13 protein-coding genes are annotated in these 14,464 nt (G+C 63.6%); 7 read left to right on the top strand and 6 right to left on the bottom strand.

Annotated features, from left to right (window positions below; translation table 11 throughout):
* Positions 1-16: 16 nt before the first annotated feature.
* From casB to ACLB1G_RS11380, 4 genes are all read right to left on the bottom strand, one after another.
* On the bottom strand, positions 17-541 hold the full coding sequence (gene casB, locus ACLB1G_RS11395; RefSeq protein WP_491627326.1) for a type I-E CRISPR-associated protein Cse2/CasB: 525 nt from the start codon (positions 539-541) through the stop codon (positions 17-19).
* Positions 542-550: 9 nt separating this feature from the next.
* Positions 551-2,209: a type I-E CRISPR-associated protein Cse1/CasA gene (gene casA / locus ACLB1G_RS11390; RefSeq protein ID WP_491627325.1), complete on the bottom strand. Its 1,659-nt coding sequence runs from the start codon at positions 2,207-2,209 to the stop codon at positions 551-553.
* 53 nt (positions 2,210-2,262) lie between these two features.
* A complete protein-coding gene (gene cas3 / locus ACLB1G_RS11385; protein WP_491627324.1) occupies positions 2,263-4,986 on the bottom strand; it encodes a CRISPR-associated helicase Cas3' in 2,724 nt (907 codons plus the stop codon).
* A gap of 157 nt (positions 4,987-5,143) precedes the next feature.
* Entirely contained in the window at positions 5,144-6,319 is a 1,176-nt protein-coding gene (locus ACLB1G_RS11380) for a pectate lyase family protein (protein WP_491627323.1), read from the bottom strand.
* A gap of 263 nt (positions 6,320-6,582) precedes the next feature.
* On the opposite strand from ACLB1G_RS11380, the gene argS reads away from it, so the two are divergent.
* From argS to ACLB1G_RS11345, 7 genes are read left to right on the top strand one after another with little or no spacing between them, the layout of a single operon-like run.
* Entirely contained in the window at positions 6,583-8,292 is a 1,710-nt protein-coding gene (argS, locus tag ACLB1G_RS11375; RefSeq protein ID WP_491627322.1) for an arginine--tRNA ligase, read from the top strand.
* 21 nt (positions 8,293-8,313) lie between these two features.
* Entirely contained in the window at positions 8,314-9,009 is a 696-nt protein-coding gene (locus ACLB1G_RS11370) for an SPOR domain-containing protein (RefSeq protein WP_491627321.1), read from the top strand.
* Positions 9,010-9,020: 11 nt separating this feature from the next.
* The gene (locus tag ACLB1G_RS11365; protein WP_491627320.1) at positions 9,021-9,689 is read left to right on the top strand and encodes a thiol:disulfide interchange protein DsbA/DsbL; all 669 of its coding nucleotides are present in this window, start codon (positions 9,021-9,023) and stop codon (positions 9,687-9,689) included.
* A gap of 10 nt (positions 9,690-9,699) precedes the next feature.
* Complete coding sequence (locus ACLB1G_RS11360; protein ID WP_491627319.1) at positions 9,700-10,479, top strand: SDR family oxidoreductase; 780 nt, start codon at positions 9,700-9,702, stop codon at positions 10,477-10,479.
* Positions 10,480-10,495: 16 nt separating this feature from the next.
* The gene (locus ACLB1G_RS11355) at positions 10,496-11,287 is read left to right on the top strand and encodes a biotin--[acetyl-CoA-carboxylase] ligase (protein ID WP_491627318.1); all 792 of its coding nucleotides are present in this window, start codon (positions 10,496-10,498) and stop codon (positions 11,285-11,287) included.
* Positions 11,284-12,030: a type III pantothenate kinase gene (locus tag ACLB1G_RS11350; RefSeq protein WP_491627317.1), complete on the top strand. Its 747-nt coding sequence runs from the start codon at positions 11,284-11,286 to the stop codon at positions 12,028-12,030. The genes ACLB1G_RS11355 and ACLB1G_RS11350 overlap by 4 nt, the downstream gene beginning before the upstream one ends.
* Positions 12,031-12,050: 20 nt before the next feature.
* Positions 12,051-12,734 carry an SPOR domain-containing protein gene (locus ACLB1G_RS11345; protein WP_491627316.1) on the top strand — a complete coding sequence of 228 codons (684 nt, stop codon included), beginning with the start codon at positions 12,051-12,053 and terminating at the stop codon, positions 12,732-12,734.
* On the opposite strand, the gene dkgB is transcribed toward ACLB1G_RS11345, so the two are convergent.
* Both dkgB and ACLB1G_RS11335 read right to left on the bottom strand, forming a co-directional pair.
* Positions 12,735-13,538, bottom strand: a complete 804-nt coding sequence (gene dkgB / locus ACLB1G_RS11340; RefSeq protein ID WP_491627315.1) for a 2,5-didehydrogluconate reductase DkgB — start codon at positions 13,536-13,538, stop codon at positions 12,735-12,737. It lies immediately after the preceding gene.
* 99 nt (positions 13,539-13,637) lie between these two features.
* A complete protein-coding gene (locus ACLB1G_RS11335) occupies positions 13,638-14,390 on the bottom strand; it encodes an SDR family oxidoreductase (RefSeq protein WP_491627314.1) in 753 nt (250 codons plus the stop codon).
* Positions 14,391-14,464: the final 74 nt, after the last annotated feature.

The raw sequence follows: 14,464 nt of genomic DNA, 5'->3' as shown, positions 1-14,464 counted from the left end.
AGGACTGCAATGAATCTCAGGTTGTTTTCTTGTCGGGCCAGCGATAGGTGTACGCCCAATGCCGCTTGACGCGGTCATCGCGGTCCCAGTTATAGATGTCGTTGGCCAACTGACGGATGTTGGCCTTGTTTTTCATTAGGGGCAGCACCCGCCGCATGGAGATGAAGATTTCATCGACACCCTCCCTGCGCAAAAGATCGCGGAAACGCAATTCAGACACCAGGGGGCGATCGCTTCCCTCGCTCGCGGGCAGCGACATCCCCTCGGCGGTAGGCACATCCACATTGACTTCCACCAGAACCAGCAGGCCAGCGATCGCGGCCAATCTGTCGTCGCGTTCGGGGCGTCTGCCGGCGGGCCAGCCATGCTGGAGCATGTAGCGGTAAAAGCGCTGGTAGGCCGGATCGAGCACCACTTGGTCCAGCGTGGCGCAACGGCGCAAGCTGGCCCTGGCGGCACGGTCGGTGGCCAAGCCCTCCCACCAGTCGACCAGTGCATCGCCGAAATGATGTTGCTTGCCGAAATTAACGTAATCAGACATGGTTTTCTCCTAAGAGGCCGATGGGGTGGCACCGCCTGCGGCGGGCGCTTTGCTTTTCCGCTTGTGAGCCGCTTCTTTTTCAATCGCAGGTAATCCCAAGATGTCACGTATCGCCTTGCCGTTCAGGGCATGTTTCAAGCCGTTATATGCCTCGGCAAGGCGGCGCGGATCGTGCTGGTCCAGCGGACTGCTGCCGACGATATCCTTGTCGAAGATTCGATATGCTTGTTTGGCCAGGGTAGCCAACCATTGCTCACGCTGTCCGGTCAACCAGCTGTTCCCGTCCACGTCGAGGCCGGCGTCCGATCGCGCTTGGTCAATCAGCTGTTTGATCTGTTCATAGAAGGAGGACTCCGTTCCATCCCAAAACATCTTGTCAATGAAGCTGAGATCGCCGGCCGCATCCGCTTCGCCAAACCAGGCGCGCTTGATGGCTTGGCGCAGATAAAACACCGCTTGCTCCGAGGCTTCGGTATACGCCTTGGCGACTTCCTGCATGTTTTTGCGGCTGGCCCGACTAGCCTCGCCCAGTTCATATAAGGGGAATATGGCCTCGTACCAGCAGCGTGGTTTCATCTTGTTCATGTCATAACCCGAAACCCACAAGCGTATTTGCCTGCCCCCCCGCAGCCGGTGTTCCTGCGCATAGTCAATGACGGCGGCTGCCTGTATCCGGCGCTTTTTCTGATCCACGCCCATCGACCAGGCCAGCCAGTGTTTGTAAGTGAGACCGCCGGGTTGGGGGTGAACAGGCAGCCAGTCTTCCTTGGTCTCGTAATACGGCGAGTATGGATGGCGCCACGGTCCCTTGTAGTGCAAGCCTTGCGTATGAGCTTGGTAACGCCGGACCAGCAGGGACGACTCGCGTTTACAAATGCTGCATGCGCCTTCTTCGGCGTCGGAGAAGTCCAAACGTATGCGTCGCGGCATGGCCCAAAACACATGGCAAGGATGCACATGCAATGGCTGGGTTTCTCCTGCGTCCGCCTGTATCTTGCTGATCGGCGATAGCCAAGGGAAAGTGAAATGGCGCTCGGTCTTGTTGATGTCGCCACCACGAGTGCGGAAAGTGGACTGCGGCAACACGTTCAGCCAGAGGTCATGCCACACGCTGTCGGGTGCTGCCTGCACCAGCAATGTGGTCAACGGCCCCCCGCCGCGCAGGCTGGGGAAATGACCAGAACCTCCGACGGGTGCATTGGTCTGCAAGGTGAACAGCGCCAGCGCTACACAATGCGGGCACATGGCCAGGGCTTGGCCGCGTTTGACGAAGTGGTCGGTGTTCTTTTCTAGCGCCGAGCCTCCTGGCGCGTCGATCAGCAAGGCGTCGATGGTGAATTCGGTGCCGTCGGCGAGATCGAAGTCCTGCATGAAGCGGGCGCCGGCACCGTCCAATACGAAGACATCCTCCAAGCCCGCCAACCATTGCCCCAGCACGGCTTCCGATGGCGGCGCCGCCAGCCATTCCGACCAGTCGCCGTCATCCTCAGCCGGAGAGACCGTCTGCAGCAAGCCGATAACGAACTGGGCCAGCGCGGCATTGAAATCCGGCCGGTTCGCCGCGAAGTCGAGGATATCGGGTTCGCCAATCTGCGCTGGCGCGATCCAATCCACCCCACCTCCACGCCGCCTTACCGGCAACCACTTTTCAGTCAACAGTGAAATCATATCTTCCTCATCAAGAACTCAAGCCCCCAAGAAGCGTTGACCGCACCCTGCGATCACTCCCGCCTGAAACCGAGCTTGTCGTCGTACAGCCATCGGTGGAGTGTCCTATTGCCTGGTTTGTCCGCTAGTGTCCAGGCGCTACCACTCCACATTCCGCCGCCATCAGCGCTGAGCGGCAGCAGTACGCAATATTTTCCCTCCGCTGGCAGTGTTTGCCGCAAGACCTCATGCGGCGGCTGGGCGTTAGCGGAAACTTCCGCTTCCGCCATATCCCGTTGCGCGACCTTCAACATGCTGTTTGCCCAGTGACCTTGGTTCCAAAGCGTCATGGCGCCGTTCTCATGGCGGGCCAGTATGACCTCGACCGTGTCTTCGCCCAAACGCGTGGGAACCCGTGATTCGTCGGACCATGCACCGCCAGCCCCCCTCACATAGCCGGTGACGACTTTCAAGGCATTCAGCTGAGCCAGGCTGGCCTCCGAGATTTCCTTTCCGTCGGCGGCTATCATGCTGCGCGCCAGGCTCTCCGGCACCGGTTCCGTACCGGAAAAAACGGCTTCGATAAAAGGTCGCGCATCTTCCGGCATACGGAAACGGCCTGCCTGCAGCACTTTCGCACTCAACCAGAGCTGGGCGTGATTGGCATACACGTATTGCCCTCCCCGAAAAACATCCGCATACCATTTGGGATGCGGCGTCTCGGTCCATTGCGGGCCGTACACCCAAAGACATGGCGCGGGCCGGCCGTCCTGCGCCGCGTTGGAGGCCAGCCGGTTGCCATCCGCATCGCGCACATGGCGTTGCAGACGGCCCGCCCGCTGCAGCACTCGGTCGATCGGCGCAAGATCGGTGAGCAGCACGTCAAAGTCCACATCCAGCGACTGTTCGGCGACCTGGGTAGCAATCATCACGCCGCCACGGCGACTCGCCGCATCGCTGCCGGCGCCGAAGCGGGCAAGCACCTGCTCCTCCTTGCCCAGCCTGTCCTTGAGCGTGAAACGGGCATGGAAAAGTACAATGTCCTTTTCATCCAAGACCGCAGCAAACTGCTGATAGGCTTCGATGGCATCCGCCACGGTATTACGTATCCATCCGACACAACGCCCCTGGGCGACGGCGTCGATAATGTACTGGTGGACGGCCTGCACATCCGACTCGTAATGCACCTGCACCGCGCGAGCGACACTGGCTCGCGAAGGCAACGCGGTCTCAAAGAGCATCGGTTCCCCATCGTTCCAGCGCGTCGCTAGCGGATAGGCATCGGCCTCCAGTACCGGCGCACGCGCCTGATTGCGGCCACGTGCATATGAATCCAGCAGCGCCTGTTTCATTTTTTCCGGCAATGTGGCCGACAGCAGGATTGCGGGACCGCCAGTACGCGCGTGGAACTCCAACAAGACCTCAAGCAAGCCCTGCATATATGCATCACATGCGTGCACCTCGTCGACCACCAGTACCTTGTCGAACAGTCCAAGCAGCCGCAATGATTGGTGCTTGCTGTGCAGAATGGCCAGCAAGGCCTGATCCACAGTGCCGACTCCCGCCGAGGCCAGCAGCGCCCGCTTACTGTGGTCCGCCAGCCAGGCAGAGCACATCGATGTGGCGGTCTCGTCGCGCTGGGCCGTATCGTTTTCCATCTCGCCAGCGCGCAACACAGAGCGGGCGAAATCCTCCACCAGCATCTTGAAACCATGCGCTAAGGTGAGGTGTGCGTCACCGGCAAACAGCTTCTGATACATATCGGCGATGCGCCGATACATGGCGTTGGCAGTTGCCATGGTCGGCAGTCCAATGAAAAAACCGGACGCCGATCCCTGCGACATCAGGCGATAGGCGAGCATGACGGCGGCTTCGGTCTTGCCCGCTCCCGTCACGTCTTCCAGCAAGTAGATTTGCGCGGCGCGCGGCAACTCCACCGTGGCGGCCCAATGCTGCAAGGGAGACGCCGTCTCGACGCGGGGAAACAAGTCCTGCAATGACTGGCCCGCGTCAACCGTGACTGGCAGGACGCCTGTATGCTTGAGCGCACGCCTCGCACTTTGCAAGGCATCGTTCCAGTATGAAGAAAGATCGACCGGACCGGACTCATAAGGAAAATAGTCCGTGTTGGAACCCAGCCAGTCCGCCAGTACTGCAACTCCAGCGAACCACCACGACAGCAGCTTGGAACAAGCCTCGAACTCCCTACCCGGCCCACGCGGAATGGTACGGGCCTCATCGGTGAGCAACATGGAGGCGAAAGCACGCACCATTTCCTGGGCAGCGCGCTTGTCATCCTTGTGGAAGAAACGGTCCACGTGGCCAACAGGCCGAGGAGGCATGCCGTGGTGGCCGGTCACGGCCCGCATCCACCACTGGATGCCGAGCATGCTGCGCTCATCGCCCATGCCTAGCTCTGCCAACACGCCGTCCTCGACCAGTTCCTCTGTCCACAACCAGAACCCCAGCGAATCATGCCGCTCGGTATATTGTTTGTCTTCGTACGCTGGCCTGCCTTTCAACTTGGCCACAAGGTCCGGCCTCTGGGACTGAAAAGCCTCACTTAATTTCCCGAGGTCGTGCAGGGCGAGGAAAAAAGCGGCCCATGACAAGAAAGCGTCTTCCGAACACTTCAATGTCTCGCAAAACAGGTGCAACACCGACCGGTTCGCTCTCAAATACTCCACGCCCATTGCGGCCACGTCCAGCGCATGCAAAGGCAACAGATGCAGCTGGGCGCCATCCGAAGTGGTTGGTCTGGCTTTTCCCCAGTAGAGGAAGGCTGGAAAATTGTTCAACACCGGCATTTGGACAGAGCAATAGTTTTTCTTTCAACCAACTGATATTACAGTCAAATTAACTATTTGTGTAATTTTTTTAGCAACTAGTAGTTTGCCAGTCATCCGAAAAAAACCGGCGCAAGCGCCGGTCTCAGAGGGACAACAATGCCGGATCTTAGTTCACCGTCAACTTGCCCGTCCCCGCATTGCCGACCACCGACGCCTTCACCGCGCTGGCGCTCAGCAGGCTGAAGCTATATGGCACGGTCCAGCCCACCGAGCTGCTGAAGCTGCAGGCGCTCGAAAGGTTCAGCGCGCTGCCGTTCAGCAGCGAGCCGGCATCGGTAATGGCGCCGGTCTTGCTCGACGAACCGGGGTTCTTCACCACGTGCGGGCAACTCGTGGCCCCCGTAATTGCGAACACATTGTTCTGCGAGATGATCTTGGCCTTGTAGCCCACCCCTATGCTGTACTGGTGCGGATAGATGGCGTGCGTGCGCGAGCCTTCGAAGTAGTTGTTATAGATGTGCACCTTGCCGAAGCGCACCCGCGGCGCGCGCTCGGCCACGTTCAGGAAGTAGTTGTTGTGGAAAGTGATGGTCAGGTGGCCGTCGTCACTGGTGGTGCTGTCCGAGGAACCGATCAGGTTGTTCTTTTCATGCAGCTCGAAACGGTTGTTGGAGATGGTCACGTAATCCGAGCCATTCTTCACATCCAGCGCGCCATCGTGGCATTCCTTGATCTTGCCGTTTTCCACCGGCAGCAGGTTGTCGGTCTTGGGCGCGTCGGTGAACACATTGTGGTCTATCCACACATTCTTGGAATTGCTGACCGTGATGCCGTCGTATTCCGAATTCCAGTTGCCGGTATCGCCATCGTCCGGGTCCCACACCGGGTTGATGGAACAGGGATTGACGATGTTCAGGTTGCGGACGATAACGTTCTGCACGCCGCTGATCACGATATTGCCGTTGACCAGCTTGGTGTCGCTGCCGATACCGATCAGCGTGGTGTTACTGCCCAGCTTGATCTGGATGCGCTTGGCCTCGTCGCTGGCGCTGGTGAAAGCGCCGCCGTTGTCGGCCGCCGCCATGTCGATAGTGCCATACAGCTTGATGATCTTGGCGTTGTTGCCCTGCGCCTTGATGGCAGCCAGCAGTTGAGACGCCGAATTAATCTTGTAGATAGCGGTCGAGGCTGCTGCCGCGCCGCCGCTGGTGCCGCCGTTCTGGCCGGCCCAGCCAGTGGATGGCGCCTTGTCGGTACTGGCGTCGGCCAGGGCCTGGCCACAGGCGCACAGGGCGACAGCGCCCGCGATGAGGGTGTGCTTGAACGTCACTTTGATCTCCATATGGTTATTATTGAAAGGTCAGTCATCGTATGACTAACGGTTTTATGATACAGATCAATAGAAAAATGACCACAAGTGCCGCCTATTAGTAGCTTTTTTGCTACAAAATGCGGTCAAGTCATCGCACAACTTGGGGAAGGACAGCGCATGGGCCGGGCCGCCAGCCATGCGGTGACCGGGCCAGTGCAACACAGTATAATGACCGCTGTTTTGGCCGGTGCCAGGCACCCGCCGCGTCCCATACCTGATGAATATTTAAGCGCATGCTAGCCCAACAAAAACAAGACCTTATCGCCCTGTTCCAGGCCGCCCTCGCTCCCTTGCTGGAAGGCACCGGCATCACGCCCAACGTGGTGCTGGAGCGCCCGCGCGATCCTGCCCACGGCGACGTGGCCTGCAATATCGCCATGCAGCTGGCCAAGCAGCTGAAATCCAACCCGCGCGAGCTGGCCACCAAGCTGGTCGCCGCGCTGCTGGATAACCCGGCTGGCAAGGGCCTGGTGGAATCGGCCGAGATCGCCGGCCCCGGCTTCATCAACCTGCGCGTGGCGGCCGCCGCCAAGCAGGCCGTGGTCAAGGCCGTGCTGGCCCAGGGCGCCAATTACGGCTTTAGCGACGCCGGCAGCGGCAAGAGCGTGATCATCGAATTCGTCTCGGCCAACCCGACCGGCCCGCTGCACGTGGGCCACGGCCGCCAGGCCGCGCTGGGCGACGCCCTGTCCTCGCTGTTCGCGTCGCAGGGCTACGCCGTCACCCGCGAGTTCTATTACAACGACGCCGGCGTGCAGATCCAGACCCTGGCCAACTCGGTGCAGGCGCGCCTGCGCGGCTACAAGCCGGGCGACGCCGAATGGCCGGAATCGGCCTACAACGGCGACTACATCGCCGATATCGCCAACGACTTCCTGGCCAGGAAAACCGTGTCGGCCTCGGACGGCGCTCCCGCCACCGCCTCCGGCAACGTGGAAGACATCGAATCGATACGCGCCTTCGCCGTGACCTACCTGCGCAACGAGCAGGACATCGACCTGCAAGCCTTCGGCGTCAAGTTCGACAACTACTACCTGGAATCCTCGCTGTACTCGGACGGCAAGGTGGATGCGGCGGTCGAGGCCCTGAACAAGTCCGGCAAGACCTACGAGGACGGCGGCGCCCTGTGGCTGCGCACCACCGAGTACGGCGACGACAAGGACCGCGTGATGCGCAAGACCGACGGCACCTACACCTATTTCGTGCCGGACGTGGCCTACCACATCGTCAAGTTCCAGCGCGGCTATACCCAGGCCATCAACATCCAGGGTTCGGACCACCACGGCACCATCGCCCGCGTGCGCGCCGGCCTGCAGGCGGTCGGCCTGGGCATCCCCCAGGGCTACCCCGACTACGTACTGCACAAGATGGTCACCGTGATGAAGGGCGGCGAGGAGGTCAAGATCTCCAAGCGCGCCGGCTCCTACGTCACCGTGCGCGACCTGATCGAATGGTCGGGCGGCGGCGACATCACCAAGGGCCGCGACGCGGTGCGCTTCTTCCTCATCTCGCGCAAGGCCGACACCGAGTTCGTGTTCGACGTCGACGTCGCGCTCAAGACCTCGGACGAAAACCCGGTCTATTACGTGCAGTACGCCCACGCCCGCATCTGCCGCATGCTGGAGCAGTGGAGCGGCGACCACGCCACCCTGGCCGATGTGGATCTGTCGCCACTGACGGCGCCCACCGAAGCGGCCCTGCTGGCCACCCTGGCCGCCTGGCCGGAAACGCTGGCGCGCGCCCAGGCCGAACTGGGCCCGCACCAGATCGCGTTCTACCTGCGCGACCTGGCCGCCAACCTGCACAGCTTCTATTTCGCCGAGCGCGTGCTGGTGGACGACGAAGCCCTCAAGCTGGCGCGCCTGGCGCTGATGGTGGCGACCCGCCAGGTGCTGCGCAACGGCCTGGCGCTGATCGGCGTCTCCGCTCCCGAAAAAATGTAATCGCGAAGGACATCACGCAGAATGAATTTCCGCTCCGGCAGCACCCCGCGTTCGCGCCAGCAGGGCAACACCCTGGTCGGCATCATCATCGGCCTGGTGGTCGGCCTGGTCATCGCGGTGATCGTCGCCCTGATGATCACCAAGGGTTCCAATCCTTTCACGGACAAGGGCAAGGCCAGCCGGGCCAGCGAACCGGCCGCCGGCCAGATTTCCGATCCCAACAAGCCCATGTACGGCAACAAGGAAGCGGCGCGCGAGGCGGCGCGCGACCTCCAGCGTGAGCAGCCCAAGGCCGAGGCGCCCGCCGCACCGGCCGCAGCGGCGCCCTCGCCGGCCGACCAGCTGCAGGCCGTGGTGGACAAGATACAAGGCCAGGACGCCAAGCCGGCGCCCAAGGCCAGCAACGTGACGCCCACTCCGCCCGCCAAGGCGGCAGAGGCCAAGACTGCCGACACCAAGGCGGCCGATGCAGGCGACGAGAAATACATCTATTATCTGCAGGCTGGCGCGTTCCGCGAGATTGCCGATGCCGAAAGCGTGCGCGCCAAGCTCGCGCTGATCGGCTACGAGGCCAACATCTCGGACCGCGCCACCGATTCCGGCGTGCTGCACCGGGTGCGCATCGGCCCCTTCACCCAGGTCGAGGCGATGAACAAGGTGCGCAGCAAGCTGTCTGAAAACGGCGTGGACATGGCCGTGGTCCGCAACCAAAAATAACAGGAGTAGCAATGCGATTTCTGAAACACCTGCTCGGCGCGCTGGCGCTGGGCTTCATGGCCGCCTCGGCCTCGGCCAGCCCCACCAACCCGACCGTCAACGTCGAATACAGCATCCTGCAGACGCCGCAGGCCACCGACACCGGCAAGAAGGTCGAGGTGATCGAGTTCTTCGCCTATTACTGCCCGCACTGCAACGCCTTCGAACCGGCGCTGTCGGCCTGGGTAAAAAAACAGGGCGACAACATCGTGTTCAAGCGCGTGCACGTGCCCTACAACGAGAGCGTGGTGCCGCAGCAGAAGCTGTTCTACACGCTGCAGTCCATGGGCCTGCTGACCCAGCAGCTGCATGAAAAAATCTTCGCCGAGATGCACGTGGCGCACAACCGCCTGAACCGCGACGAGCAGGTGTTCGACTTCATCGCCAAGCAGGGCATAGACCGCCAGAAGTTCATCGAGGTCTACAATTCCTTCGGCATGCCCGGCCAGCTGCGCAAGGCGGCCTCCATGATGGACGCCTACCGCATCGATTCCTGGCCCAGCATCGCCATTGATGGCCGCTTCATCACCTCCCCCAGCAAGGCCGCCGCCGGCGCCAGCGTCAGCGAGGAGCAGATGGGCGCCATGGTATTGCAGGTGATGGACGTGCTGGTGGCCAAGGCCAAGGCCGAGAAGAAATAAGCCGCGCCGCATGACGCAGCGCGTCTTCATTACCGGGGCCTCCAGCGGCCTGGGCGCGGCCATGGCGGCGTGCTACGCCGCGCAAGGCGCCACCCTGGGCCTGCTGGCCCGGCGCGGCGAGGTGCTGCAGGAACTGATCGCCGCCCTGCCCCACCCCGAACGCCATCGCGCCTATGCGGTGGACGTGCGCGACCATGCCGCCATCGCCGCCGCCGCGCAGGACTTCCTGGAGCATGCGGGCGGGGTGGACGTGGTGATCGCCAACGCCGGCATCTCGGCCGGCACGCTCACCGAACACAGCGAAGACCTGGCCGTGTTCGAGGCCATCATCGCCACCAATGTGCTGGCCACGGCCGCCACCTTCGCGCCCTTCATCGCCTCCATGCGCGCCCAGCGCGGACAGGGCCGGCTGGTGGGGATAGGCAGCGTGGCCGGCATCCGCGGCCTGCCGGGCGCCGAAGCCTACAGCGCCTCCAAGGCCGCCGTCATCAGCTATTGCGAATCGCTGCGGCTGGAGCTCAAGCCCTACGGCATCAAGGTGGTGACCATCTGCCCCGGCTACATCGACACGCCGATGACGCGCCACAATCCCTATCCCATGCCCTTTTTGATGCCGGCCGAGCGCTTCGCCAAGACGGCGCTGCGCACCATTGCCGCCGGCAGCAGCTACGCCGTGATCCCGTGGCAGATGGGCGTGGTGGCCAAGCTGCTGCGCCTGCTGCCCAACGCCGTCTACGACTTCGCCTTCGCCAAGGCGCCGCACAAGCCGCGCCAGGACGCCGGGCGCTGATACACTGCTGCACACCATGACCGATATCTTATCCGCTGCCGCCATCGCGGCGCGCTGCGCCTCCAGCGCCTCGCATGTCGCCATCGAGGTGGTGCCGGAAACCGGCTCCACCAACGCCGACCTGCTGGGCCGGGTGGGCGCCATGGCGCGCCCGGTGCTGCTGATCGCCGAGCGCCAGACGGCGGGGCGCGGCCGCGCCGGCCGCAGCTGGCTGTCGCAGCCGGGCGCCACCCTCACCTTCTCGCTGGCCTGGCCGTTCGAGGGTACGGCCCAGCGTCTGGCCGGGCTGCCGCTGGCGGTCGGCGTGGCCATTGCCGAGACGGTGGCCGGACTGGGCGTGCCGGTGCAACTGAAATGGCCCAACGACGTGCTGCGCGAGGGGAAGAAACTAGCCGGCATCCTGGTCGAAACCCAGGGCGCCGATGGCGCCATCTGGGCCGTGATCGGGGTAGGCGTCAACCTGGTCATGCCGGATGAGCTGGAACAGCGCATAGGCCGCGAGGTGGCGGCGGCGCCGTGGCTGGCGCAGATGGACCGCAACCAGCTGATGGCCGCGCTGCTGGGCCGCCTGGCCGCCGTGCTGGCCGAATTCGCCGTCACCGGCTTCGCGCCGTTCGCGGAGCGCTGGAACCGCCTGCATGCGTGGCAGGGACAGGAAGTGAACATCCTGGACCAGGGCCGCATGCTGCAGCAGGGCCGCGCAGCCGGGGTGGACGATATCGGCCGCCTGCTGCTGGAGACCGAAGGCGGCCGCGCGGAGGTGCTGTCCGGCGATGTGTCGCTGCGGCTGGCGGGAGCGCAGCCATGATGCTGCTGGTCGACGCCGGCAATACCCGCGTCAAATGGGCGCTGGTGGCGGAGCATGCCGCGCTGGGCGCCTGGCAGGCGCACGGCGCGCAAATGCACGCCGACCTGGCGCGTCTGGCGCCGGACTGGCTGGCGGCGCTGGAGGGCGCCGCGCTGACGCGGGTGATGATCTCCAACGTGGCCGGCGGCGCCATGCGCGCCCGCCTGGAAGATGCGCTGGCCACGATCGCCGCCCCGGCCGCCGTATGGTTCGCCTCCGTGCCCGAGCGGGCCGGGGTAATAAACGGCTACCGCAATCCCGCCCAGCTGGGCTGCGACCGTTTTGCGGCCGCCATCGGCGCGCATGCGCTGGCGCCGGGCCGCGACCTGGTCGTGGCCAACTGCGGCACCGCCACCACCATCGACGCCATCACGGCCGACGGCCGCTTCCTGGGCGGGATGATATTGCCGGGCGTGGGCCTGATGGCGGCCTCGCTGGCCCGCAACACGGCCCAGTTGCCGCAAATTGCGCAAGGCGGTAAGCTGCCGGACGGATTTGCCGATAACACGGACGACGCCATCCTGAGCGGCTGCCTGGCGGCGCAAGGCGGCGCCATCGAACATGCCTGCCGGCGCCATGGGGCGGCCGAGTGCATCCTGTCCGGCGGCGCCGCGCCCTTGGTGGCGCCGGCGCTAGTCGTGAACTATCGCCATGTCGAGAACATCGTGCTGATCGGCTTGCACGCCGCCTGCCGCGGCGCATAATGGGGGCGCCACTGGGAACCATGCTCAAATTTATCTTCTGGTCGCTGCTGGCCTTGAATGCCGCGCTGTTCGCGTATGGACGGGGCTATCTCGGCCATTTCAGCGGCAACGAGCATGAGCCGGAGCGCCTGAAGAACCAGCTCAACGCCGACAAGCTGGCCATCATCACCGAGGCGCGCGCCACCGCCAGCACCGTGCAGGAAAGCCCTCAGGAAGCGCCGCAGCCGAAGAAGCCGGAACCGCTGGCCTGCCTGGAAGTCGGCAGCTTCTCGCTGGCCGAGGCGCGCCGCTTCGAGCGCCAGCTGGAAGACCTGGACCTGGGCGACCGCCAGTCGCGCCACAACCTGCCGGGCACCGAGATATCGAGCTACATCGTGCACATCCCGCCGCAGGGCAGCAAGGAAGGCGCAGAGAAAAAAGCGGCCGAGCTGCGCGCGCTGGGCATCACCAATTTCTACATCCTGTCCGACTCGCCCACGCTGCGCTGGGGGATTTCGCTGGGCGTGTTCAAGAGCGAAACGGCGGCCCAGAACCAGCTGGCCGCGCTGATGAAACAGGGCGTGCGCACGGCGCGCATCACGCCGCGCATGAGCGGCAGCAAGCTGCTGATGTTCCAGTTCCGCGATGTCGATGCAGGCCTGCAGGCCAGGCTGGACAAGCTGCGCGCGGCCTATCCCAACGCGCAGTCCAGGGCCTGCAAATAATCAGTCCCAGGCTGGCGCCAGGCCATCCGGGTCGACCAGGCGGCCGTTGCGCTCCAGCGCGGCGATACTCGCCATCTCGTCCTCGCCCAGCACCAGGTCCAGCGCCTTCAGGTTGGACTCCTGGTTGGTGCGCTTGGTGGACGATGGAATCACCGCATGGCCCAGCTGCATGGCCCAGGCCAGCGCCACCTGCGCCGGCGTGGCGGCATGGCGCTCCGCGATGTCCAGCAGCACCTCGTCGTCCAGCACCTTGCCATAGGCCAGCGTCATGTAGGAAGTGATGTGGATGCCCTGGCTGCGCGCATACTCCGCCAACTTGCGGTTCTGCAGATAGGGATGCAGCTCGACCTGGTTGGTGGCGATGGCGTCCGCGCCTACCGCGCCTATCGCCTGGCGCATCAGGTCGATATTGAAGTTGGAGACGCCGATCTGGCGCGTCAGTCCCTGTTCGCGCGCTTCGGCCAGCGCGGCCATGGTCTCGGCCAGCGGCACCGCGCCCTTGGGCGATGGCCAGTGGACCAGGGTCAGGTCCACATGATCAGTACGTAGCTTGGCCAGGCTGTCCTTCAGGCTGGGGATCAGCTTCTCGCGCGACAGGTTCTCGGTCCAGATCTTGGTGGTGAGATAGAGCTGTTCGCGGGCGATGCCGCTGTCCGCAACGGCCTGGCCCACCTCGGCCTCGTTACCGTAGATTTGCGCCGTATCGATGGCGCGGTAGCCTGCTTCCAGGCCGTTGCGCACGGATGCGATGGCCGCCTCGCCCTGCAGGCGGAAGGTGCCTATGCCCAGTTTGGGGATGCTCATGGGTTGCCTCTTCATGTTGATCGATGAGGCATTATGGTACGAACGCGCCGCTGGAAACAGCGGCGCGCCGGCACATCATTATTGATTCTGAATCATCAATCAGGCTGCAAAACCGCCGTCCACTGCCAGGCTGGAGCCGGTGATGAAGGCGGCTTCGGGACCGGCCAGGTAAGCCACGAAGGAAGCGATTTCCTCGGCGCGGCCGTAGCGCGGCAGCGCCATCAAGCCTTTCAGCGCGGTCGAGAACTCGCTGTTATCGGGGTTCATGTCGGTGTCGACCGGGCCGGGCTGCACGTTGTTGACGGTGATACCGCGCGGGCCCAGGTCGCGCGCCAACCCTTTCACCAGGCCGAGCAGGGCCGACTTGCTCATGGCGTAGACGGCGCCGCCGGCGAACGGCATGCGGTCGGCGTTGATGCTGCCGATGTTGATCACGCGGCCGCCATCGCCCATGTGGCGGACGGCTTCCTGGGTGGCGACAAACACGCTGCGCACGTTCACGGCCACGCTGTGGTCGAAGTCCGCCAGGCTGAACTGGTCAACCTGGCCGAGGCGCAGCACGCCCGCATTGTTGACCAGGATGTCCAGGCGGCCGAAGGTTTGCGCGGCCAGGCGGATGGCGGCGGTGACGGCGGCAGCGTCGGCGCTGTCGGCCTTGATCGCCAGGGCATGGCCGCCGGCTGCTTCGACGTCCGCAGCCAGTTGCCGGGCGGCGTCGGCCGAGGCGGCATAGGTGAAGGCGACGGCGGCGCCTTCGCGGGCCAAACGGCGCACGGTGGCGGCGCCGATGCCGCGCGAACCGCCTTGGACGAAGGCGACTTTGCCGGCCAGGGTTTGGGTGGTGGTGGTCATTTGAAACTCCTCAAGTGGTTTGGAATGACTCCAGTATTGGCCGGAAACCACCTACCGACTAGATGGTGATTTAT

It is taken from the genome of Duganella kummerowiae, from assembly GCF_053572355.1.
Note: the sequence above shows the minus strand (reverse complement) of the source record. Positions and strands in the feature narration are given on the sequence as shown.